This is a genomic window from Streptomyces sp. NPDC057565 (assembly GCF_042801455.1).
Classification (GTDB): domain Bacteria; phylum Actinomycetota; class Actinomycetes; order Streptomycetales; family Streptomycetaceae; genus Streptomyces; species Streptomyces yanii.
Genome location: NZ_JBHVFU010000022.1, coordinates 19246 through 38680 on the forward strand (window position 1 = coordinate 19246; position 19435 = coordinate 38680).

The following is a 19435-nucleotide window of genomic DNA, read 5'->3' on the forward strand; positions in this document are numbered from 1 at the left end:
CCCACTCGCTCCGATCCGCCCTCTCCTTTGGGTGAATTTGGGCGGATTGAATGGGTTTCAGGTATGGCTCACTTCCTTCGCGAAGCTGTTCCCCCGTGCCAGGCTCGGGCGTATTGTCTTCGCCACACACACCGTTGCGGAAGTTACTTCGTACATGACTGAAATAAGTGCATGGGACCGCAAGGCCGCGAAAGGCACCCCAGCCCTCGCCTCGCGGGTCCTGGAACTCGTCGCATCGGGCCAGGCCTCGTCACGCGCCGAACTCGCCGGACTGCTGGGGGCCGCAGCCTCCACCATCTCCCTCACCGTGGCCCATCTGGTGGAGCGCGGGCTGATCGCCGAGGAGGGCACCCAGTCCTCCACCGGCGGGCGCCCCCGCAAGGTGCTGAGACTGGGAAGCAACGACGAGTTCGCCGTCGCCGCCGACCTCGGCGGCCGGCATGCCCGGATCGGTGTGGTGCTGCCCGGCGGCGGTCTGACCGAAGTCTCGACCGTCCCCTTCGTGATCGCCGACGGCCCGGAGGCGGCCCTGCCCCGGCTCGCCGAGACCCTGGAGGCGCTGGCCGAGCAGCGCGGCCGCGGCCGGCTGCGCGGGGTCGGGCTCTCGCTGCCCGGGCCGGTGGACATCGCGTCGGGCTCGGTCGTCCTGCCGTCCCGGATGCCGGGCTGGAACCGTTTCCCGGTCACCGCCTGGCTGGAGCAACGCTTCGGTGTCCCTGCCGCCGTGGACAACGACGCCAACTGCATGGCGATCGGCGAGCACACCGTACGGCCCGCCGAGCACCGGCAGACGATCATGGTGAAGATCGGCTCCGCGATCGGCGCCGGCGTCATCGCCGACGGACGTCTCTACCGGGGCGCCACCGGCGCGGCCGGTGACATCACCCATATCCGGATCGACGGCGGCGCCGACATCCCCTGTTCCTGCGGCAACACCGGCTGCCTGGAAACCGTGGCGTCCGGCGCCGCCCTGGTCCGCATCCTGCGCGAGCGCGGGGCCGACGTCAGCAGCACCGAGGACGTGGCCCGGCTGGCCGTGGACGCCGACCCGGAGGCCACTCGCGCGGTCCGCAGGGCCGGCGACTACCTGGGCCAAGTGCTCGCCGCCAACGTCAACTTCTTCAACCCGGACGCGGTCTACCTCGGCGGCATTCTCTCCACCCTGGAGCCGTTCGTCGCCGCCGTGCGCAGCCAGCTCTACGAGAGCTGCCACCCGCTGGTCACCCAACATCTCACCATCGAGCGGGCCAGCCTGGGCGCCGACGCAGGACTGGTCGGCGCCGGGCAGTTCGCCCTGCAGCGCGCCCTGGCCCTCGCGCTGCGCGAGGTCGGCGGCACCGACCAGTTCCGCGCCCCGGCGCCCCGCCACGCCTGACGCCCCACCCCCTACGAGGAGCCATGTCGCAATCCCGCACCGCCGCAGCCCGCCCGGTCATCGCCATAGCCGGACTCGGCATCGAATCGTCCACCTTCTCTCCCGCTCGCACCCAGGCCCCCGCCTTCCACCCCTCGCGCGGCGCCGAAGTGCTGGACCGCTACCCCTTCCTGACCCCCGGTGAGGAACTGCGCGAGGCGGCCGACTGGCACGGCGCCCTGGTCGGCAAGTCGCTGCCGGGCGGCACCGTCACCGCCGCCGCCTGGGCCGAGCTGACCGACGAGCTGATCGAACGGCTCGCCGCGCTGCCCAAGCCGGACGGCCTCTGGTACGACATCCACGGCGCCATGACCGTGGAGGGCATCGACGACGCCGAGGCGGTGCTGCTGGAGCGCATCCGCGCCACCGTCGGCCCCGACGTGATCATCTCCACCTCGATGGACCTGCACGGCAACGTCTCCCGCGAACTCGCCCACGGCAGCGACCTGATCACCTGCTACCGGATGGCCCCGCACGAGGACCACATGGAGACCAAGGAGCGGGCCGTCCGCAACCTGGTGGACCTGCTGGTCTCCGGCGCGCCCCGCCCGGTCAAGGCCTGGGTGCCGGTGCCGGTGCTGCTGGCCGGCGAGCAGACCTCCACCCGGATCGAGCCGGCCAGGAGCGTGTACGCGGCCGTGGACGAGGTCGAGGCCATGGACGGCGTGATCGACGCCGCGATATGGGTCGGCTACGCCTGGGCCGACGAACCGCGCAACCGCGCCGTGGTGGTGGTCACCGGCTCCGACCGGGCCGCCGTGGCGGCCGGGTCCGAGCGCCTGGCCCAAGGCTTCTGGAAGGCCCGCGACGACTTCGACTTCGTCGCCCCGACCGGCACCTTCGACGGCATCCTGGACGAGGCCCTGGCCTCCGACCAGCGCCCGTACTTCATCAGCGACACGGGGGACAACCCGACCGCCGGCGGCGCCGGTGACGTGACCTGGGGCCTGACACGGCTGCTGACCCGCCCGGAGTTCCAGAAGGACGACGGCCCGACCGTCATCTACGCCTCGGTGCCCGGACCGGCTGCCGTCGAGACCGCCGTCGCCGCCGGTGTCGGCGCCACCGTCACGGTCACCGCCGGTGCCGAGGTGGACGACCGGCACGCGGGCCCGGTCACCCTGACCGGTGTGGTGCACGCCATCCGGCACGGCGACCGCGACGCCGAGACCGAGGTCGTCGTCCGGGTCGGCAGCGTGTACGCGATCCTCACCAAGCTGCGCAAGCCCTACCACCACGAGCACGACTTCACCGACCTGGACCTCGACCCGCGCGGCGCCGATATCGTGATCGTGAAGATCGGCTACCTGGAGCCCGAGCTCTTCGACATGTCGGTCGGCTGGAAGATGGCGCTCACCCCCGGCGGTGTGGACCAGGACCTGGTGCGCCTGGGTCACCACCGCATCCGCCGCCCGATGTTCCCCTTCGACCGCGAGATGGCCGACCCGGACTTGTCGGCCCGCATCATTCCCGCCTCCGACCAGCCGCTGACCGGGGACGACGAGTGACCGCACGTCCCGCCTTGGAGATCGCCGTCACCTCACCGGCCGGCGCCCGCGCCGCCCGGGAGAACGGCGCCGACCGGGTCGAGCTCTGCGTCGCCCTGGAGTTGGGCGGCCTGACCCCGTCGGCAGCCCTGGTGGAGGCGGTCGCCGGGGAAGGGCTGCCGGTGCAGGTGCTGGTCAGGTGCCGGCCCGGCGACTTCGTCCATGACGCGGAGGAGATCGCGCTGATGGCCGCCGAGGTGCGATCCGTCATCGCCTCCGGCGCCTCCGGCGTGGTGATCGGCGCGCTGACCGCCGACGGCGCCCTGGACACCGTGGCGGTCGCCCGGCTCGCCGAAGCGGCCCGTTCCTCGGGCCGCCCGGTGGACATCACCCTGCACCGCGCCATCGACCAGTCCGCCGACCCGGTGGCCACCGCCGCACTGCTGCCCTCGCTCGGCCTCACCCGGGTCCTCACCTCGGGAGGCGCCCCCACCGCGGCCGAGGGGCTGGAGACGATCGCCGCGATGGCCGCCGCCGCACCCGGGGTGCAGGTGATGGCCGGCGGCGGGGTGCGCCCCGCCGACATTCCGGCCCTGACCTCTGCCGGAGCCGCCGCCGTCCACCTCTCCGCCAAGACCAGGGCGCTGCCCCGGCGTGGCGGCGGCTGGGTACCGCTCGGCGCCGGGGGTGCGTCGGCCGAGCAGGACACCCATTTCGTCACCGATCCCGAAGTGGTGGCCGAGGCACGGCGGGCGGTGGGTGCACAGGGCTGAGAGGAGCTCACCAAATGGGCGCCCGACTCGCGACGCCTGGCACGCACGCTCGCTGCGTTGCGGAGAAGGGGCGACTGCCCGGAGATGTCCCGGAGTCGGCCGGCCCCGCGAGTTGCGCGCTCCCGTGGGTGCCGGTGCGCCGGACCGCGGACCCGGGGCTGCCGCTCGCAGAGGATTGCAGCGACTCCGCCGACGAATGATCCCGGCCGCCCCGCGCCCCTTCTGCGACGATGCCAAGCGAGGGGAGGGCGACCGCGAAAGGATCGTTATGTGTGGAATCGTCGGGTACGTCGGTGGGCAGTCGGCGCTTGATGTTGTCGTCGCGGGGCTGAAGCGCCTCGAATACCGCGGGTACGACTCCGCGGGTGTCGCCGTTCTCGCGGACGGCGGGCTCGCCTCCACGAAGAAGGCCGGCAAACTCGTCAATCTGGAGAAGGCGCTGGTCGAACAGCCCCTTCCGGCCGGGACCACCGGGATCGGGCACACCCGGTGGGCCACCCACGGCGGACCCACCGATGCCAACGCCCACCCGCACCTCGACAACGCGGGCCGCGTCGCCGTCGTGCACAACGGAATCATCGAGAACTTCGCCGGGCTGCGCGCCGAACTCGCCGAGCGCGGGCATGATCTGGCGTCCGAGACCGACACCGAGGTCGTCGCCCACCTGCTCGCCGAGGCGTACTCGTCGACCGGTGACCCGGCGGAGGCGATGCGACAGGTCTGTCGGCAGCTCGAAGGGGCGTTCACCCTGGTTGCCGTGCATGCCGATGAGCCGGATGTGGTGGTGGGAGCCCGGCGGAACTCACCGCTCGTGGTCGGGGTCGGGGAGGGGGAGGCGTTCCTGGCCTCCGATGTGGCCGCGTTCATCGCGCACACCCGGTCCGCGATCGAGCTGGGGCAGGATCAGGTCGTCGAGCTGCGCCGGGAGTCCGTCACGGTCACCGACTTCGACGGGCAGCCCGCCGAGGTCCGTAAGTACCACGTGGACTGGGACGCCTCCGCCGCCGAGAAGGGTGGCTACGACTACTTCATGCTCAAGGAGATCGCCGAGCAGCCGAAGGCCGTGGCCGACACACTCCTCGGCCGGATCGACGGCTCGGGCGCGCTCCACCTCGACGAGGTGCGCATCGCGCCGAGCGTGCTCCGGGAGGTCGACAAGGTCGTCGTCGTGGCCTGCGGGACCGCGTACCACGCCGGGATGATCGCCAAGTACGCCATCGAGCACTGGACCAGGCTGCCCTGCGAGACGGAGCTCGCCAGCGAGTTCCGATACCGCGACCCGATCCTCGACCAGCGCACCCTCGTCATCGCGATCTCCCAGTCCGGCGAGACGATGGACACGCTGATGGCGCTGCGGCACGCCCGCGAGCAGGGGGCGAAGGTCCTTGCCATCTGCAATACGAACGGGTCGACCATTCCGCGCGAGTCCGACGCGGTGCTGTACACGCACGCCGGTCCGGAGGTCGCCGTCGCCTCGACCAAGGCGTTCCTGACGCAGCTCGTCGCCTGCTACCTCGTCGCCCTGTATCTCGGCCAGACCCGCGGTACGAAGTGGGGCGACGAGATCCGGACCGTCGTCCGGCAGCTCTCCGAGGTCCCCGGGCACGTCGAACGGGTCCTGGAGACCATGGAGCCGGTGCGCGCGCTGGCCCGTTCGCTCGCGCACAAGAACACCGTCCTCTTCCTGGGGCGCCACGTCGGTTATCCGGTCGCCCTCGAAGGGGCGTTGAAGCTCAAGGAACTCGCCTACATGCACGCCGAGGGCTTCGCCGCCGGCGAGCTCAAGCACGGGCCGATCGCACTGATCGAGGACGATCTTCCGGTCGTCGTGGTCGTGCCGTCGCCGCGCGGGCGTTCGGTGCTCCACGAGAAGATCGTGTCGAACATCCAGGAGATCCGGGCCCGCGGCGCCCGCACCATCGTCATCGCCGAGGAGGGCGACGAGGCGGTCGTTCCGTACGCCGATCATCTGATCTGGATCCCCGCTGCGCCTACGCTGCTTCAGCCGCTGGTGGCGACCGTGCCCCTGCAGGTCTTCGCCTGCGAACTGGCCACCGCCCGCGGCAACGAGGTGGACCAGCCGCGCAATCTGGCGAAGTCCGTGACCGTCGAGTGAGTCGAAGAATGAGTGAGTGAGCGCGTGATCATCGGGGTCGGGATCGATGTGGCGGAGATCGAACGGTTCGGTGCGGCGCTGGAGCGTACGCCGCATCTGGCTCAGCGGCTTTTCCTGGAACGGGAGTTGCTGCTGCCCAGCGGTGAGCGGCGCGGTATCGCCTCGCTGGCCGCCAGGTTCGCCGCCAAGGAAGCCGTCGCGAAGGCGCTCGGCGCGCCGGGAGGGCTGCTGTGGACGGACGCCGAGGTGTACGTCGAGGACAGCGGGCGGCCCCGGCTGCGGGTCCGCGGCAGCGTCGCCGCCTGCGCTGCCGAGCGGGGCGTACGGCACTGGCACGTCTCGCTGAGCCATGATGCGGGGGTGGCGTCGGCCGTGGTGATCGCGGAAGGTTGACCGTATGCGAACTGCGTACAGCGTGAAGACCGTACGAGCCGCCGAGCGTGCCCTGATGGCACGGCTGCCGGAGGGCGCCCTGATGCAGCGGGCCGCCGCGGGACTCGCCGTGGCCTGCGGCGATCTGCTGCGGCGCAATGGCCGCGTGTACGGGTCACGGATCGTCCTGCTCGTCGGCAGCGGCGACAACGGCGGCGACGCGCTGTACGCGGGCGCCCGGCTGGCCCGGCGCGGCGCGGGCGTCCGCGCGCTGCTGACCTCGCCGGACCGCGCCCACGAGGGCGGGGTCGCGGCGCTCCGCGCGGCGGGCGGGCTGGTGGAGGAAGCGGCGCAGGTGCGCACGGACCGGATCGGCCGTGTCGACCTGGTGGTCGACGGCATCACCGGCATCGGCGGGCGCGGCGGGCTGCGCCCGGACGCGGCCGCGCTGGTGCGCGCCTACCGGACGACCGGGGCGCCGATTCTCGCGGTCGACCTGCCCAGCGGCGTCGAGGCGGACACCGGGGAGGTGCTCGGCGACGCCGTGCGGGCCGATGCGACGGTCACCTTCGGTGCGTACAAGCCGGGGCTGCTCGTCGACCCGGCCGCCGACCTGGCGGGCGCGCTGCACCTCGTCGACATCGGGCTCGGCGACGAGCTGCCCGACGTACCCGATCTGGAGGCGCTGCAGTACGCCGATGTCGCCGCACTGCTGCCGGTTCCCGGCAGCGAGAGCGACAAGTACCGGCGTGGCGTCGTCGGCATCGTTGCGGGATCCGCGCGCTATCCGGGCGCGGCGGTGCTCGCCGTCGGCGGGGCGCTGCGGGGTGGTGCGGGCGCGGTGCGGTACGTCGGGCCGGGCGCCGGTGCCGTGATCGCCCGGCACCCGGAGACCCTGGTCCACACGGGCCCGCCGTCGAAGGCGGGACGGGTGCAGGCGTGGGTCGTCGGACCCGGGCTCGGGGACGGTACGGACGCCGTCTCGGCGGTCGCCGACGTGCTGGACGCCGAGGTTCCGGTCCTTGTCGACGCGGACGGGCTGCGGCTGCTCGACGCGGCCGTCGTGCGGTCGCGCACCGCGCCGACGGTGCTCACCCCGCACGCCGGGGAGGCCGCGGCGCTGCTCGGCGTCCCGCGCGAGGCGGTCGAGGGCGAACGGCTCGCCGCCGTCCGGGAGCTCGCCGCCCGGTACCGCTCCACCGTGCTGCTCAAGGGGTCGACGACCCTGGTCGCCGACGGCACCGGACGCGCTCCCGTACGGGTCAACCCGACCGGCACCTCCTGGCTGGCCACGGCGGGCAGCGGCGACGTCCTCTCCGGGCTGACCGGGTCCCTGCTGGCCGCGGGTCTCGATCCGCGCGACGCCGCCTCCGCCGGCGCCTACCTGCACGGCCTCGCCGCCCGCCACGCCTCGGACGGCGGCCCGGTCTCCGCCCAGGATGTCGCGGACGCGGTCCCCGCGGCGTGGCGTGACGTGCGGGCCTGAGAGATCCTGGGCAGCGGACACGGAACCGCGCAGGAGAGCCGGTGAGGAGTGGTCGACGGTGGACAGCGACTCCGTACGCGTACGCCGGGTGTACGACCCGCAGGAGGACGGTGACGGGACCCGCGTCCTCGTCGACCGGCTCTGGCCCCGCGGCGTCGCCAAGGACCGGGCACGGATCGACAGGTGGCTGAAGGACCTCACCCCGTCGAACGAGCTCCGCTCCTGGTACCACGAGGACCGCAGCGGCACCCGGTACGACGACTTCGTGGACCGCTACCGCGCCGAACTCGCCGACCCCTCCCACGCGGCGGCGGTGCGGGAGCTGGTCGAGCTGGTCCGCGCGGGCGAGCCGGTGACCCTCGTCACAGCGGTGAAGGACGTCCCGCACAGCCATGTCCCGGTCCTCGTCGACCACGTGGAACATGAGCTGCGCCATCGGTGACATCAGCGGGCTCGCGACCGCTGCCGCCACCGGTGACACGCCCCGGGCCGTCCTTCGGGATCATGCCGGGCCCCGCGAGCCCGGCATGATCCGAAAGAAAGGCGCTGACCGGACCCGGCACCCGAGGGTCCTGCCGTGTGCCTCTGAGAGACTGGGCGCGATGAACGAGACAGCGTCCTTGAGAGCCCGAGCCGAGATCGACCTCGCAGCACTGCGCGCCAACGTGCGTGTTCTGCGTGCCCGGGCGGCCGGCGCGCAACTCATGGCCGTCGTCAAATCCGATGCGTACGGGCACGGGGCGGTGCCCTGTGCCAGGGCCGCGCTCCAGGCCGGGGCGACCTGGCTCGGCACCGCGACCCCGCACGAGGCGCTCGCCCTGCGCGCCGCCGGGCTCGGCGGCCGGGTGATGTGCTGGCTGTGGACACCGGGCGGCCCTTGGCGCGAGGCGATCGAGGCCGACATCGATGTGTCGGTCAGCGGCATGTGGGCGCTGCGCGAGGTCGTCGCCGCGGCCCGGGAGGCCGGACGGCCGGCCCGTATCCAGCTCAAGGCCGACACGGGACTGGGACGCAACGGCTGCCAGCCCGCCGACTGGCCCGAACTGGTCTCCGCCGCCCGCACCGCCGAGGGCGAGGGCACGGTGAAGGTCACCGGCCTCTGGTCCCACTTCGCCTGCGCCGACGAGCCAGGCCATCCGTCGATCGCCGCCCAACTGGCGGTGTACCGCGACATGGTCGCGCACGCGGAGAAGGCGGGCGTCGAACCCGAGGTGCGGCACATGGCCAACTCCCCGGCGACGCTGACGATCCCCGAGTCGCACTTCGACCTCGTGCGGACCGGCATCGCCATGTACGGCATCTCGCCCAGCCCGGAGCTGGGCACCCCGGCCGACTTCGGGCTGCGCCCCGTGATGACGCTCGCCGCGTCGGTCGCCCTGGTCAAGCAGGTGCCGGCCGGGCACGGCATCAGCTACGGGCACCACTACACGACGTCCGCCGAGACGACACTCGGCCTGATCCCGCTCGGCTACGCGGACGGCATCCCGCGCCACGCCTCCGGGCGCGGCCCGGTCCTGGTCGGCGGCGCCCGGCGACGGGTCGCCGGCCGGGTGGCCATGGACCAGTTCGTCGTCGATCTCGGCGGGGACACCGTCGAGGTGGGCAGCGACGCGGTGCTGTTCGGCCCGGGGGACCGGGGCGAGCCGAGCGCCGAGGACTGGGCGGAGGCGGCCGGCACGATCGCGTACGAGATCGTCACCCGCATCGGCGGCCGCGTGCCGCGCGTCTATCTGAACGAGATCCCGACCGGTTCTCTCTGATCCGCTCTGTCCTGCACGTCCTGACCTGACCTGACGGACAACGACCGACGAGGAGCACGGCACGGTGAGCGAGATCAGCGCGGGGGACGCGATGGCGACGGCCGCTTCGGCGGTCGGCTGGCGCCGGGCGGGCATCGCCGGAGCCGCCATAGGCGTGATCGCCGCCGGTGCGGCGGCCGGTGTCGCGGTCGAGCGGATGACCGTCGGCCGGGGCATGCGCAGGCGGGCCAGGCTGGCGCTGGACGCCTCGGGGCCGTACGGCTCGCTGCGCGGCATGCCCGGCCGGGCCGCCGCCGACGACGGCACCGAGCTGTACTACGAGACCGACGAGGTCGAACCGGACGGGGGTACGGGCGCGGGCGCCGGCCCGGGTGCGGGCTCCGGGCCCGCCGGTACCGGACCGCGCAGACGCCGTCTTTTCGGCCGTAAGGTCCCCGGGCCCGTCACCGTCGTCTTCAGCCACGGTTACTGCCTCAGCCAGGACTCCTGGCACTTCCAGCGGGCGGCGCTGCGTGACCTGGTGCGCACCGTGCACTGGGACCAGCGCAGCCACGGCCGGTCCGAGCGCGGCCGGGCCCAGGCGCAGGGCGTGACGGTCGGGATCGACCAGCTCGGCCGCGATCTGAAGGCGGTCATCGACGCGGCGGCCCCCGAGGGGCGGCTGGTACTGGTCGGGCACTCGATGGGCGGCATGACGATCATGGCGCTCGCCGAGCAGTACCCGCAGCTGATCCGGGAGCGGGTCGCCGCCGTCGCCTTCGTCGGTACGTCGAGCGGGAAGCTCGGCGAGGTCAGTTTCGGGCTGCCGGTCGCGGGTGTGAACGCCGTGCGGCGGGTGCTGCCCGGGGTGCTGAGGGCGCTCGGCTCACAGGCCGAGCTGGTGGAGCGGGGGCGGCGGGCGACCGCCGATCTCTTCGCCGGGCTCATCAAGCGGTACTCGTTCAGTTCCCGGGACGTGGACCCGGCGGTCGAGCGGTTCGCCGAGCGGCTCATCGAGTCCACACCGATCGACGTGGTCGCGGAGTTCTACCCGGCCTTCACCGAGCACGACAAGAGCACGGCGCTGCCCGCGTTCCGGGACGTGCCGGTGCTGATCCTGGCGGGCGACAAGGACCTGGTGACACCCAGCTCGCACAGCGAGGCGATCGCCGACCATCTGCCGGACGCGGAGCTCGTCATCGTGCCGGACGGCGGGCATCTGGTGATGCTGGAGCACCCGGAGACGGTGACCGACCGGCTGGCGGACCTGCTGGTACGGATCGGAGCCGTACCGGCAGCGGCTAACGTTGGCGGGCATGGAAGCACCGCACAACAGCCCGGCAGCTGAAACCGCGCACACCCCGGCGGTCATGACCGCACAGGCCCAGGTCACCGCCCGTTTCGATGTCACGTCGGCCGAACAGATGCAGGCGCTGGGCCGCCGCCTCGCCGGTCTGCTGCGCCCCGGCGACCTCGTGATGCTCAGCGGCGAGCTCGGCGCCGGGAAGACGACACTGACCCGGGGGCTCGGCGAGGGTCTCGGGGTGCGCGGCGCCGTCACCTCTCCCACCTTTGTGATCGCCCGCGTCCACCCGTCCCTGAGCGGGGGTCCGGCGCTCGTCCATGTGGACGCGTACCGGCTGGGCGGCGGCCTCGACGAGATGGAGGACCTGGACCTCGATGTGTCGCTGCCGGAGTCGGTGGTGGTCGTGGAGTGGGGCGACGGCAAGGTCGAGGAGCTCTCGGACGACCGGCTGCAGGTGGTGATCCACCGCGCGGTCGGGGACACGGACGACGAACGGCGCTCGGTCACGCTGGTCGGGATCGGGGAGCGCTGGTCAGGACTGGGGGCGGCGCTGGAAGCGGGCTGCTGAGAGTACTGACACGTTTCCGACAGGCTGTCGGCAAATTGTTGCGCGGGGCGGGCCGGGCGTGGTCACATGGATGCCGAGAGCGGGTTAGGTCTGCCTAACCACGCCTTCCACCGGAGCCCAGGAGGCATCCATGCCGACGCCCGAGCGTGAAGCGCAGCCGCAGCCGCCAGTGACGTCCGCGGTGTCGATGAAGGATCTGCTGGCGGCCTGCGCCGCGGCGAACGCGGTCTCGACGCCGCCGTCGGAGGAACAGCAGGAGCGCCACGAGCCCCAGGAGCAGCAGGGGCCCCAGGGGTGTGACGGGGAGCGCGACGCCGCCTGAGGTCCTTCGTTCGGATCGGGCCGGATCGAGGAGCGGCCCGCCGCGGAGCGGTCGGCCTCGCCTCGGTGCATGCAGCCGCAAGGCGCAGGAAGAAGCCCACGCGAAGGGCGTCCACGGATGTATTGACGGCCCTCGAGGGCCATGGGGGTGGCGACCGAAGACGAACAACGCCGCCCGATCCGAACGAGAGGCCCGGGGCCTCTCGTCCCCGGTGGCGTTACGGGACGACGACCACCTTGGCGCCGACCGTCGCGAACCTCCACATCGCGTCGCCGTCCGCGCGCTTCATCCGTACCCCGCCGGTCTTCAGCGTCGGGTCCGGGCTCTCCATCGAGCCGTCCTGTGCCGCGCTGAACCCCACGGGCACATCCCCGTCGGCCATCGCGAACCGCACCACGTGCTCGATCAGCACCCCGTCCGAGCCCTTGATCGAGCCCGAGCGCGAACCCACCCTGTAGACCCCGGGCCGCGGGCTCAGGGCACTCGGCATGACGGCGAAGGTCCGGGTCACCTTCCCCTGCGCGTCGACCAGCCACACACGCCGGTCGCCCAGCGCGTACACCACCCGCGCCCCGGCCCCGGATTCGGCGGGAAGCGCGGTCGAACGCTCCTTCTTCTTCGGCTTGTCGTGACCGACGGCGGGGGCGCTGCTGGACGCCTCCGGTTTGGGGACGGCGACGGAGTCGGGGGCGTTCGCCGATGCCTGGTAGGCCAGGAAGCCGACCGCGACGAGTGCCGCCGCGGTGAGCCCGGCCACGATTCCCGAGCTGCCCCTTGCCACCGTGCGTGCCCCTTTCGCCGACGTCCGTATGTCGTACAAGCGTTTACGTCGTACCCGCGTCTACCCGGTGACGGTAGCAGCAGGGGCCGGTGGGAACGGGATGCCGTACGGGGCGCCATGGAGCCGTCGGCGGAGCCGTAGGCTGTTTGCGTGCTCTTGCTCGCCGTGGATACCGCCACCCCCGCCGTCACCGTCGCCCTGCACGACGGGAACTCCGTCGTCGCCGAGTCGGGCCAGGTCGATGCCCGAAGGCACGGGGAGCTGCTGCTGCCCGCCGTCGACCGGGTCCTCGCCGAGGCCGGGGTGAAGCTCGATGCCGTGACCGGCGTGGTCGTGGGCGTCGGCCCCGGCCCGTACACCGGTCTGCGGGTCGGTCTTGTGACGGCCGCGACGTTCGGCTCGGCGCTCTCCGTGCCGGTCCACGGGCTGTGCACGCTGGACGGTCTCGCGTACGCCGCCGGGCAGGGCGGACTGGAGGGCCCGTTCGCCGTGGCGACGGACGCCCGCCGCAAGGAGGTCTACTGGGCGCGGTACGAGGATCCCCGTACCCGCGTCGGCGAACCCGCCGTCGACCGGCCGGCCGACATCGCCGAGCAGCTCGCCGGGCTCCCGGTGGTCGGGGCGGGCGCGGCGCTCTACCCCGACGCGTTCCCGGACGCCCGCGGTCCCGAGCACGTCAGTGCCGGGGCGCTCGCGGCGCTGGCCGCCGAGCGGCTCGCCGCGGGAGCGGAGCTGCTGCCGCCGCAGCCGCTGTATCTCCGCCGGCCCGACGCCCAGGTTCCGAAGAACTACAAGGTGGTCACCCCGAAGTGACGAGCCCGACTGCCGTGCTGCGTGAGATGCGCTGGTGGGACATCGACCCGGTGCTGCAGCTCGAACACGAGCTGTTCCCGGAGGACGCCTGGTCGGCCGGCATGTTCTGGTCCGAGCTGGCGCACGCCCGCGGGCCGCAGGCCACCCGCCGCTATGTCGTCGCCGAGGCCCCGGACACCGGACGCATCGTCGGGTACGCGGGACTCGCCGCCGCCGGTGACCTCGCTGACGTCCAGACGATCGGCGTCACCCGCGACCACTGGGGCGGCGGGCTGGGCTCCGAGCTCCTCACCGATCTGCTGAAGCACGCCACGGCCTTCGAGTGCGCGGAGGTGCTCCTCGAAGTCCGGGTCGACAACACGCGTGCGCAGAAGCTGTACGAACGCTTCGGCTTCGAACCGATCGGCTTCCGCCGCGGCTACTACCAGCCGGGCAACATCGACGCGCTCGTCATGCGCCTCCACGTACAAGAACCCGCACCAGAGCACGTACAGGAAACTGGGACTGACTGATGGCTGACGAACCGCTCGTACTCGGCATCGAGACCTCCTGCGACGAGACCGGCGTCGGCATCGTCCGTGGGACGACGCTGCTCGCGGACGCCGTCGCGTCCAGCGTCGACACCCACGCCCGCTTCGGCGGTGTCGTCCCGGAGATCGCCTCCCGCGCGCACCTGGAGTCGATGGTCCCCACCATCGAACGCGCCCTGAAGCAAGCGGGCGTCAGCGCCCGCGACCTCGACGGCATCGCCGTCACCGCCGGTCCCGGGCTGGCGGGCGCGCTGCTCGTCGGCGTCTCGGCGGCGAAGGCGTACGCGTACGCCCTGAACAAGCCGCTGTACGGGGTGAACCACCTCGCCTCGCACATCTGCGTCGACCAGCTGGAGCACGGCCCGCTGCCCGAGCCGACGATGGCGCTGCTGGTCAGCGGCGGCCACTCCTCGCTGCTGCTCGCGCCGGACATCACCAACGACGTACGGCCTCTGGGCGCGACCATCGACGACGCGGCGGGCGAGGCGTTCGACAAGATCGCCCGGGTGCTGAACCTCGGCTTCCCCGGTGGCCCGGTCATCGACCGGCTGGCGAAGGAGGGCGATCCGAAGGCGATCGCGTTCCCGCGCGGACTGAGCGGCTCGCGCGACCCCGCGTACGACTTCTCCTTCTCCGGTCTGAAGACGTCCGTCGCCCGCTGGATCGAGGCGAAGCGGGCCGCGGGCGAGGAGGTGCCGGTACGGGACGTGGCGGCGTCCTTCCAGGAGGCCGTCGTCGATGTGCTCACCCGGAAGGCCGTCCGGGCCTGCAAGGACGAGGGCGTCGATCATCTGATGATCGGCGGTGGCGTCGCGGCCAACTCGCGGCTGCGGGCGCTCGCCGCGGAGCGCTGCGAGCGGGCCGGCATCCGGCTGCGGGTGCCGCGGCCCGGACTGTGCACGGACAACGGGGCGATGGTCGCGGCGCTGGGCGCCGAGATGGTGGCGCGCAACCGTTCCGCGTCCGATCTGGAACTGTCGGCGGACTCGTCGCTGCCGGTGACGGACACGCACGTGCCGGGCAGCGCGCACGACCACGACCATGTGCACGAGATCAGCAAGGACAACCTCTACTCATGACCGTCGCCCTCATGTGGGAGGCCCGGGCCGTGGACGGCCGGGGCGCCGAACTGCTGGAGTGGGCCCGGGCGCGCACCGGTGAGCTGGCGGCTGAGCCGCTGCGGTACGAACTGCTGCGCGCCCCGCAGGACCGGGTGCTGGTCATCACCTGGTGGGAAGCGGCATACGGCGCCGAGCTGCCCGAGCTGCCCGAACCCGCAGCCGAGTTGATCACCAGGGCGGTGCACCGATGGCGGTTCGAGGTGGCCGACGGCTCCGCCGGCGGAACATGAGAAAACTCAAGGGATCCTGAGATTTTCCGAAGGAAAACCGAACAACGGTTCCCGCCGTAATAATTCGGACTTACGTTCCTCAACGTGACCCGAGAGAAGAGACGCCGCCGCCGTCCGCTCAGGGCGGCCGCCGCGGTGATCGGCTGCGCGCTGGTGCTCGCCGCGGCCGGAGCGGGGTGGGCGTACTGGCATCTGAACCAGAACATCCGCAGCGTGGACATCGACAACGCGCTGGGCGACAACCGCCCGGCCCGGGCGCCCACCACCGTCCCGAGCGCGACGCCGTCCGCCTCCGCGTCTCCGCTGCCCGCCGGTGCGCTGAACATCCTGGTCCTCGGTTCGGACTCGCGCACCGGCACGAAGAACGCCGCGCTCGGCGGCGGTGACAGCGCCGGCGCCCGCTCCGACACGGCGATGGTCGTCCACCTGAACGACGACCGCACGAAGGTCACCGTCGTCAGCATCCCTCGCGACACCCTGGTGACCCGCCCCTCGTGCCCGGTCTCCTCGGGCGGCACAACCCCCACGGCGTACAACGTCATGTTCAACAGCGCGTACTCGGTGGGTGGTCCGGTCTGCGCCGTCACGACGGTGGAGCGGCTCACCGGCGTCCGGATGGACCACTACATCGAGATCGACTTCTCCGGCTTCGCCGACCTCGTCGACGCGCTGGGCGGGGTGACCGTCACCACGGCCCAGGACATCGACGACGACCGCAGCCATCTCCACCTCGACGCGGGCACGCACCGGCTCGACGGCACCGAGGCCCTGGCGTTCGCCCGCACCCGCCACGGCATCGGCGACGGCAGCGACCTCGGCCGGATCGAGCTCCAGCAACAACTGGTCCAGGCACTGCTGAAGGAGGTACGGGACACGAACCTGCTGACCGGCGCGGCCGGCCTGTACAAGGTGGCGGACGCGGTCACCGGCAGCCTCACCACGGACACCGGACTCGACTCGCTCGGCGAGCTGAGCAGCCTCGCGCAGAGCCTGCGGAACATCCCCTCGAGCGGGCTGAGGACGGTCACCATGCCCGTCGTCACCGCCCCGTCCGACCCCAACCGGATGGTGGCGCAGGAACCGGCCGCGAGCGAGCTGTGGGCGTCCCTGCGGTAGTCCGGAAAAGTCTCCCGGAAATTTCTTCAACTTGTTCGGGGGAGTGTGTCGATTGCGGCGTCTCCCGTTCGACGCAAGGGTGAGAGGCAGGGAAAGCCCCCGCCCTCCCGCACCGAGGAGTCACCATGCCGCGCTACCTGTCGATGATCCGCATCGATGAGCAGAACCTCCCCTCCGAGGCCCCCGACCCCGACTTCGAGGCGCGCATGGGCGCACTGTTCGAGGAGATCACCAAGGCCGGGGTCATGCTGGAGACCGCCGGGCTCACCCCCACCTCGCAGGGGACCCGGGTCACCTGGGAGGACGGCAAGCTGAGCTACACCGACGGGCCCTTCACCGAGACGAAGGAAGTCGTCGGCGGCTACGCCATCACCCAGTGCAAGGACATGGCCGAGGCGCTGGAGTGGACCAAGCGGTTCCTGGAGATCCACCCGAAGAACTGGACCGTCACCTCCGAGGTCCGCGAGATCGCCGAGAGCTGAGGGCCGTAAGGGCTCTCCCGGGACGCGCTTGCTGCGCCGCGGTACGGCTGCTCTGATGGGTGGCCGTGACGGAAGCAAGCGCGACGCAGGCGGTCGAGGCGGTATTCAGGATCGAGTCCGCGCGGATCATCGCCGGTGTCACCCGCATCGTGCGGGATGTCGGCATCGCCGAGGAGCTCGCACAGGACGCTCTGGTCGCCGCGCTGGAGCAGTGGCCGGAGTCGGGTGTCCCGGACAGACCGGGCGCCTGGCTCATGGCCACCGCCAAGCACCGCGCGATCGATCTCGTACGCCGCAAGGAGACGTACGCGCGGAAGCTGGCCGAGGTCGGGCGGAGCCTGGAGGACGTCCCGCCGCTCGAGCCGGGAGACTTCGACAGCACCGAGGACCCTCACCACATCGACGACGACCTGCTGCGGCTGATCTTCACCGCCTGCCACCCCGTGCTGTCGACCGAGGCCCGGATCGCGCTCACCCTGCGGCTGCTCGGCGGACTCACCACCGACGAGATCGCCCGGGCCTTCCTGGCGTCCGAACCGACCGTCGCCCAGCGCATCGTCCGCGCGAAGCGCACCCTGGGCCGGGCGGGCGTTCCCTTCGAAGTGCCGTACGGCCCCGAGCGCGCGGCCCGGCTCGACTCCGTCCTCGAAGTCATCTATCTGATCTTCAACGAGGGTTATTCGGCCACCGCGGGCGACGACTGGCTGCGCCCGGCGCTCTGCGAGGACGCGCTGCGGCTGGCCCGGGTGCTGGCCGGACTGATGGACAAGGAACCCGAAGTGCACGGCTTGGTGGCCCTGTTGGAACTCCAGGCGTCCCGCATCGCGGCCAGGACCGGGCCGGACGGTGCGCCCGTGCTGCTCGCCGACCAGAACCGGTCCCGCTGGGACCGGCTGCTGATCCGGCGCGGATACGCGGCCCTGGAGCGGGCGAACGCGGCGGGCGACACCCCGGGCCCCTACGCCCTGCAGGCCGCGATCGCCGCGTGCCACGCCCACGCGGTGACGTACGAGGAGACGGACTGGACGGTCATCGCCACGCTCTACGGACTGCTGCTGGAGGCGGCCCCGTCGCCGGTCGTCGAGCTGAACCGGGCGGTCGCCGTCTCGATGGCGCAGGGGCCGGCGGCGGGGCTCGCGCTGGTCGACGCCCTGGCCGGGGACCCGGCGCTGAAGGCGTACCACCTGCTGCCGAGCGTGCGCGGCGATCTGCTGGCGCGGCTGGGGCGCACGGACGAGGCACGCGCGGAGTTCCTGCGGGCGGCGGACCTGACCCGTAACGCGCGCGAGCGGGCGCTGCTGCTGGCCCGGGCGGAAAAGGAATCCGGCGTGGAGCGATGAGTTTCCGCGGCCCGCCCGGTCTACCTTGCACAGTCAACGCCCGTACGGACAGCCGAGGAGCAGACCATGCAGAAGATCAAGACCTTCCTGTGGTTCGACAGCCAGGCCGAGGAGGCCGCGCACTTCTACATCTCCGTCTTCGGCGGCGACTCGAAGGTGCTCGGCGTGTCGAACTACACCGAGTCGTCGCCCGGCGAGCCGGGCACCGTCATGACCGTCGACTTCCGGCTGGCCGGCCAGGAGTACGTGGCGCTCAACGGCGGTCCGCAGTTCCCGTTCACCGAGGCGATCTCGCTCGCCGTCGACTGCGAGACGCAGGCGGAAGTCGACGAGCTGTGGGACAGGCTCACCGACGGCGGCGAGGAGAGCCAGTGCGGTTGGCTCAAGGACAAGTACGGGCTGTCCTGGCAGATCGTTCCGCGCGGGCTGTCCGAGGCGCTCTCCCACCCCGACCCGGCCAAGGCGGACCGGGCCATGAAGGCCATGCTCGGCATGAAGAAGCTCGACATCGAGGCGCTGCGCAACGCCTGACGGCGTCCGTGCCGTCCGGCCGATGCGGACCCGTCCCGGTGGGCCGGGTGTGCGTCACGTGCCTCAAGGTCGCCCCGATGATCGGCAACTGACGGGCCATGGGCGGGAATCGGTCAACCGGCCGACCGGGCTGTACGCCACTGAGGTGGCCCGGGTCGGGCGGGCGCATCGGCCGGTCCGGCAGCCTCGTTGACCGCGTGACCGGGGCGCATCGGGCGCCCGTCGCGAGAGGAGCCATCATGGCCGACCAGTACGACTACAGCCCCGAGTCGGGGGCGGGCGGCGACGGCGCCGACGACTTCGAGTACGACGGCGCGGACGCCGGGTTCGACGGGTACAGCGAGTACCCGGACGGCCGGTCGGACAGCTGAGACCGGACGGGACGGGCGGGATCCCCGTTGCCACCGGCCCCGCCCGTCCCGCACACCGTTGCGGCCTCACCTCATCGGACGAGCGCCGTCGCGATCCCGTCGGTCGCGGCGATCAGCCACTCCGGGTCCCCGTGCAGCCGTCCCCAGTGGGCCGCCGTCACCGCACGCGCCTGCGCCCAGCGGCGCACCCGGTCGCGGTCCAGCTCGGCGGCGTCCGCGAAGAGCGAGACGCGGCGCTGCAGCGTGGCGTCCAGGGTGTCGAGGCGGCTGCGGAGCAGCGTGATCCCGTCGTACGCCGGGTCGCCCACCCAGCCCTTGGGGTCGATGGCCAGCCAGGGCTCGCGTGCGCCGGCGATCACGTTGCCGTAGTTCAGATCGCCGTGGACCAGGGTGTCCGGCTGCTCGCGGCCCAGTTCCCGTACGGTCGCCAGCACCGCGTCGGTGACGTACCGCGGCAGGGGCCCGGCCAGCCGTCCGGCGTGTTCGCGGATCTCCTGCTCCCACGCGTCGGACCGGTCGGCGAGCCGGGACAGCCCT

At 72.2% G+C, this 19435-nt stretch carries 22 protein-coding genes; 20 read left to right on the top strand and 2 right to left on the bottom strand.

Translation table 11 applies throughout. The features are described from left to right. The first annotated feature begins 154 nt into the window (after positions 1-154). From ACFU8W_RS30045 to ACFU8W_RS30095, 11 genes are all read left to right on the top strand, one after another. Positions 155-1375 carry an ROK family protein gene (locus ACFU8W_RS30045; RefSeq protein ID WP_384043638.1) on the top strand — a complete coding sequence of 407 codons (1221 nt, stop codon included), beginning with the start codon at positions 155-157 and terminating at the stop codon, positions 1373-1375. Between the two features lie 23 nt (positions 1376-1398). After that, positions 1399-2922, top strand: a complete 1524-nt coding sequence (locus tag ACFU8W_RS30050; RefSeq protein WP_384043641.1) for a M81 family metallopeptidase — start codon at positions 1399-1401, stop codon at positions 2920-2922. Beyond that, complete coding sequence (locus tag ACFU8W_RS30055) at positions 2919-3674, top strand: copper homeostasis protein CutC (RefSeq protein ID WP_384043644.1); 756 nt, start codon at positions 2919-2921, stop codon at positions 3672-3674. Before ACFU8W_RS30050 ends, ACFU8W_RS30055 begins: the two co-directional genes overlap by 4 nt. Before the next feature lie 268 nt (positions 3675-3942). Next, a complete protein-coding gene (gene glmS / locus ACFU8W_RS30060; RefSeq protein WP_345514993.1) occupies positions 3943-5790 on the top strand; it encodes a glutamine--fructose-6-phosphate transaminase (isomerizing) in 1848 nt (615 codons plus the stop codon). A gap of 24 nt (positions 5791-5814) precedes the next feature. Beyond that, the gene (locus ACFU8W_RS30065) at positions 5815-6183 is read left to right on the top strand and encodes a holo-ACP synthase (RefSeq protein WP_266990539.1); all 369 of its coding nucleotides are present in this window, start codon (positions 5815-5817) and stop codon (positions 6181-6183) included. 4 nt (positions 6184-6187) lie between these two features. Beyond that, the gene (locus ACFU8W_RS30070) at positions 6188-7648 is read left to right on the top strand and encodes an NAD(P)H-hydrate dehydratase (RefSeq protein ID WP_384043648.1); all 1461 of its coding nucleotides are present in this window, start codon (positions 6188-6190) and stop codon (positions 7646-7648) included. Positions 7649-7706: 58 nt separating this feature from the next. Then, positions 7707-8090: a DUF488 family protein gene (locus ACFU8W_RS30075; protein ID WP_345514996.1), complete on the top strand. Its 384-nt coding sequence runs from the start codon at positions 7707-7709 to the stop codon at positions 8088-8090. Between the two features lie 160 nt (positions 8091-8250). Continuing rightward, complete coding sequence (gene alr / locus ACFU8W_RS30080) at positions 8251-9408, top strand: alanine racemase (protein WP_384043651.1); 1158 nt, start codon at positions 8251-8253, stop codon at positions 9406-9408. 64 nt (positions 9409-9472) lie between these two features. Next, positions 9473-10735, top strand: a complete 1263-nt coding sequence (locus tag ACFU8W_RS30085; protein ID WP_384043654.1) for an alpha/beta fold hydrolase — start codon at positions 9473-9475, stop codon at positions 10733-10735. After that, complete coding sequence (gene tsaE / locus ACFU8W_RS30090; protein ID WP_384043657.1) at positions 10704-11261, top strand: tRNA (adenosine(37)-N6)-threonylcarbamoyltransferase complex ATPase subunit type 1 TsaE; 558 nt, start codon at positions 10704-10706, stop codon at positions 11259-11261. The genes ACFU8W_RS30085 and tsaE overlap by 32 nt, the downstream gene beginning before the upstream one ends. Positions 11262-11391: 130 nt before the next feature. Next, positions 11392-11583, top strand: a complete 192-nt coding sequence (locus tag ACFU8W_RS30095) for a hypothetical protein (protein WP_384043660.1) — start codon at positions 11392-11394, stop codon at positions 11581-11583. 217 nt (positions 11584-11800) lie between these two features. Here ACFU8W_RS30095 and ACFU8W_RS30100 read toward each other — a convergent pair whose 3' ends face one another. Beyond that, a complete protein-coding gene (locus ACFU8W_RS30100; protein WP_384043663.1) occupies positions 11801-12364 on the bottom strand; it encodes a hypothetical protein in 564 nt (187 codons plus the stop codon). 150 nt (positions 12365-12514) lie between these two features. Between ACFU8W_RS30100 and tsaB the strand changes: the two genes are divergently transcribed. From tsaB to ACFU8W_RS30145, 9 genes are all read left to right on the top strand, one after another. Next, positions 12515-13177 carry a tRNA (adenosine(37)-N6)-threonylcarbamoyltransferase complex dimerization subunit type 1 TsaB gene (tsaB, locus tag ACFU8W_RS30105; RefSeq protein ID WP_384043665.1) on the top strand — a complete coding sequence of 221 codons (663 nt, stop codon included), beginning with the start codon at positions 12515-12517 and terminating at the stop codon, positions 13175-13177. Next, positions 13174-13689, top strand: a complete 516-nt coding sequence (rimI, locus tag ACFU8W_RS30110) for a ribosomal protein S18-alanine N-acetyltransferase (RefSeq protein ID WP_345515005.1) — start codon at positions 13174-13176, stop codon at positions 13687-13689. Before tsaB ends, rimI begins: the two co-directional genes overlap by 4 nt. Next, positions 13689-14786, top strand: coding sequence for a tRNA (adenosine(37)-N6)-threonylcarbamoyltransferase complex transferase subunit TsaD (gene tsaD, locus ACFU8W_RS30115; protein ID WP_345515006.1), 1098 nt, complete (start codon positions 13689-13691; stop codon positions 14784-14786). Before rimI ends, tsaD begins: the two co-directional genes overlap by 1 nt. Further along, positions 14783-15058 carry a hypothetical protein gene (locus ACFU8W_RS30120; protein WP_345515007.1) on the top strand — a complete coding sequence of 92 codons (276 nt, stop codon included), beginning with the start codon at positions 14783-14785 and terminating at the stop codon, positions 15056-15058. Before tsaD ends, ACFU8W_RS30120 begins: the two co-directional genes overlap by 4 nt. An 84-nt stretch (positions 15059-15142) precedes the next feature. Continuing rightward, positions 15143-16174 (top strand): LCP family protein, encoded by a 1032-nt coding sequence (locus ACFU8W_RS30125; RefSeq protein ID WP_384043670.1) that lies wholly within the window; start codon positions 15143-15145, stop codon positions 16172-16174. Between the two features lie 125 nt (positions 16175-16299). Beyond that, positions 16300-16656, top strand: coding sequence for a YciI family protein (locus tag ACFU8W_RS30130; RefSeq protein WP_384043673.1), 357 nt, complete (start codon positions 16300-16302; stop codon positions 16654-16656). A 59-nt stretch (positions 16657-16715) separates the two neighbouring features. Next, a complete protein-coding gene (locus tag ACFU8W_RS30135; RefSeq protein ID WP_384043676.1) occupies positions 16716-17996 on the top strand; it encodes an RNA polymerase sigma factor in 1281 nt (426 codons plus the stop codon). Between the two features lie 66 nt (positions 17997-18062). After that, positions 18063-18527 carry a VOC family protein gene (locus tag ACFU8W_RS30140; RefSeq protein ID WP_384043679.1) on the top strand — a complete coding sequence of 155 codons (465 nt, stop codon included), beginning with the start codon at positions 18063-18065 and terminating at the stop codon, positions 18525-18527. Positions 18528-18766: 239 nt separating this feature from the next. Continuing rightward, positions 18767-18898, top strand: a complete 132-nt coding sequence (locus ACFU8W_RS30145) for a hypothetical protein (protein WP_384043682.1) — start codon at positions 18767-18769, stop codon at positions 18896-18898. Positions 18899-18969: 71 nt separating this feature from the next. Here the strand turns inward: ACFU8W_RS30145 and ACFU8W_RS30150 are convergent, their stop codons facing one another. Next, positions 18970-19431 carry an aminoglycoside phosphotransferase family protein gene (locus ACFU8W_RS30150; protein ID WP_384043820.1) on the bottom strand — a complete coding sequence of 154 codons (462 nt, stop codon included), beginning with the start codon at positions 19429-19431 and terminating at the stop codon, positions 18970-18972. Between the last annotated feature and the right edge of the window lie 4 nt (positions 19432-19435).

Coding starts and splice junctions, on each gene's coding strand:
- ACFU8W_RS30045 (WP_384043638.1), top strand. CDS start 155: ATGACTGAAATAAGTGCATGGGACCGCAAGGCCGCGAAAGGCACCCCA.
- ACFU8W_RS30050 (WP_384043641.1), top strand. CDS start 1,399: ATGTCGCAATCCCGCACCGCCGCAGCCCGCCCGGTCATCGCCATAGCC.
- glmS (WP_345514993.1), top strand. CDS start 3,943: ATGTGTGGAATCGTCGGGTACGTCGGTGGGCAGTCGGCGCTTGATGTT.
- ACFU8W_RS30070 (WP_384043648.1), top strand. CDS start 6,188: ATGCGAACTGCGTACAGCGTGAAGACCGTACGAGCCGCCGAGCGTGCC.
- alr (WP_384043651.1), top strand. CDS start 8,251: ATGAACGAGACAGCGTCCTTGAGAGCCCGAGCCGAGATCGACCTCGCA.
- tsaE (WP_384043657.1), top strand. CDS start 10,704: ATGGAAGCACCGCACAACAGCCCGGCAGCTGAAACCGCGCACACCCCG.
- ACFU8W_RS30095 (WP_384043660.1), top strand. CDS start 11,392: ATGCCGACGCCCGAGCGTGAAGCGCAGCCGCAGCCGCCAGTGACGTCC.
- tsaD (WP_345515006.1), top strand. CDS start 13,689: ATGGCTGACGAACCGCTCGTACTCGGCATCGAGACCTCCTGCGACGAG.
- ACFU8W_RS30120 (WP_345515007.1), top strand. CDS start 14,783: ATGACCGTCGCCCTCATGTGGGAGGCCCGGGCCGTGGACGGCCGGGGC.
- ACFU8W_RS30130 (WP_384043673.1), top strand. CDS start 16,300: ATGCCGCGCTACCTGTCGATGATCCGCATCGATGAGCAGAACCTCCCC.
- ACFU8W_RS30140 (WP_384043679.1), top strand. CDS start 18,063: ATGCAGAAGATCAAGACCTTCCTGTGGTTCGACAGCCAGGCCGAGGAG.
- ACFU8W_RS30145 (WP_384043682.1), top strand. CDS start 18,767: ATGGCCGACCAGTACGACTACAGCCCCGAGTCGGGGGCGGGCGGCGAC.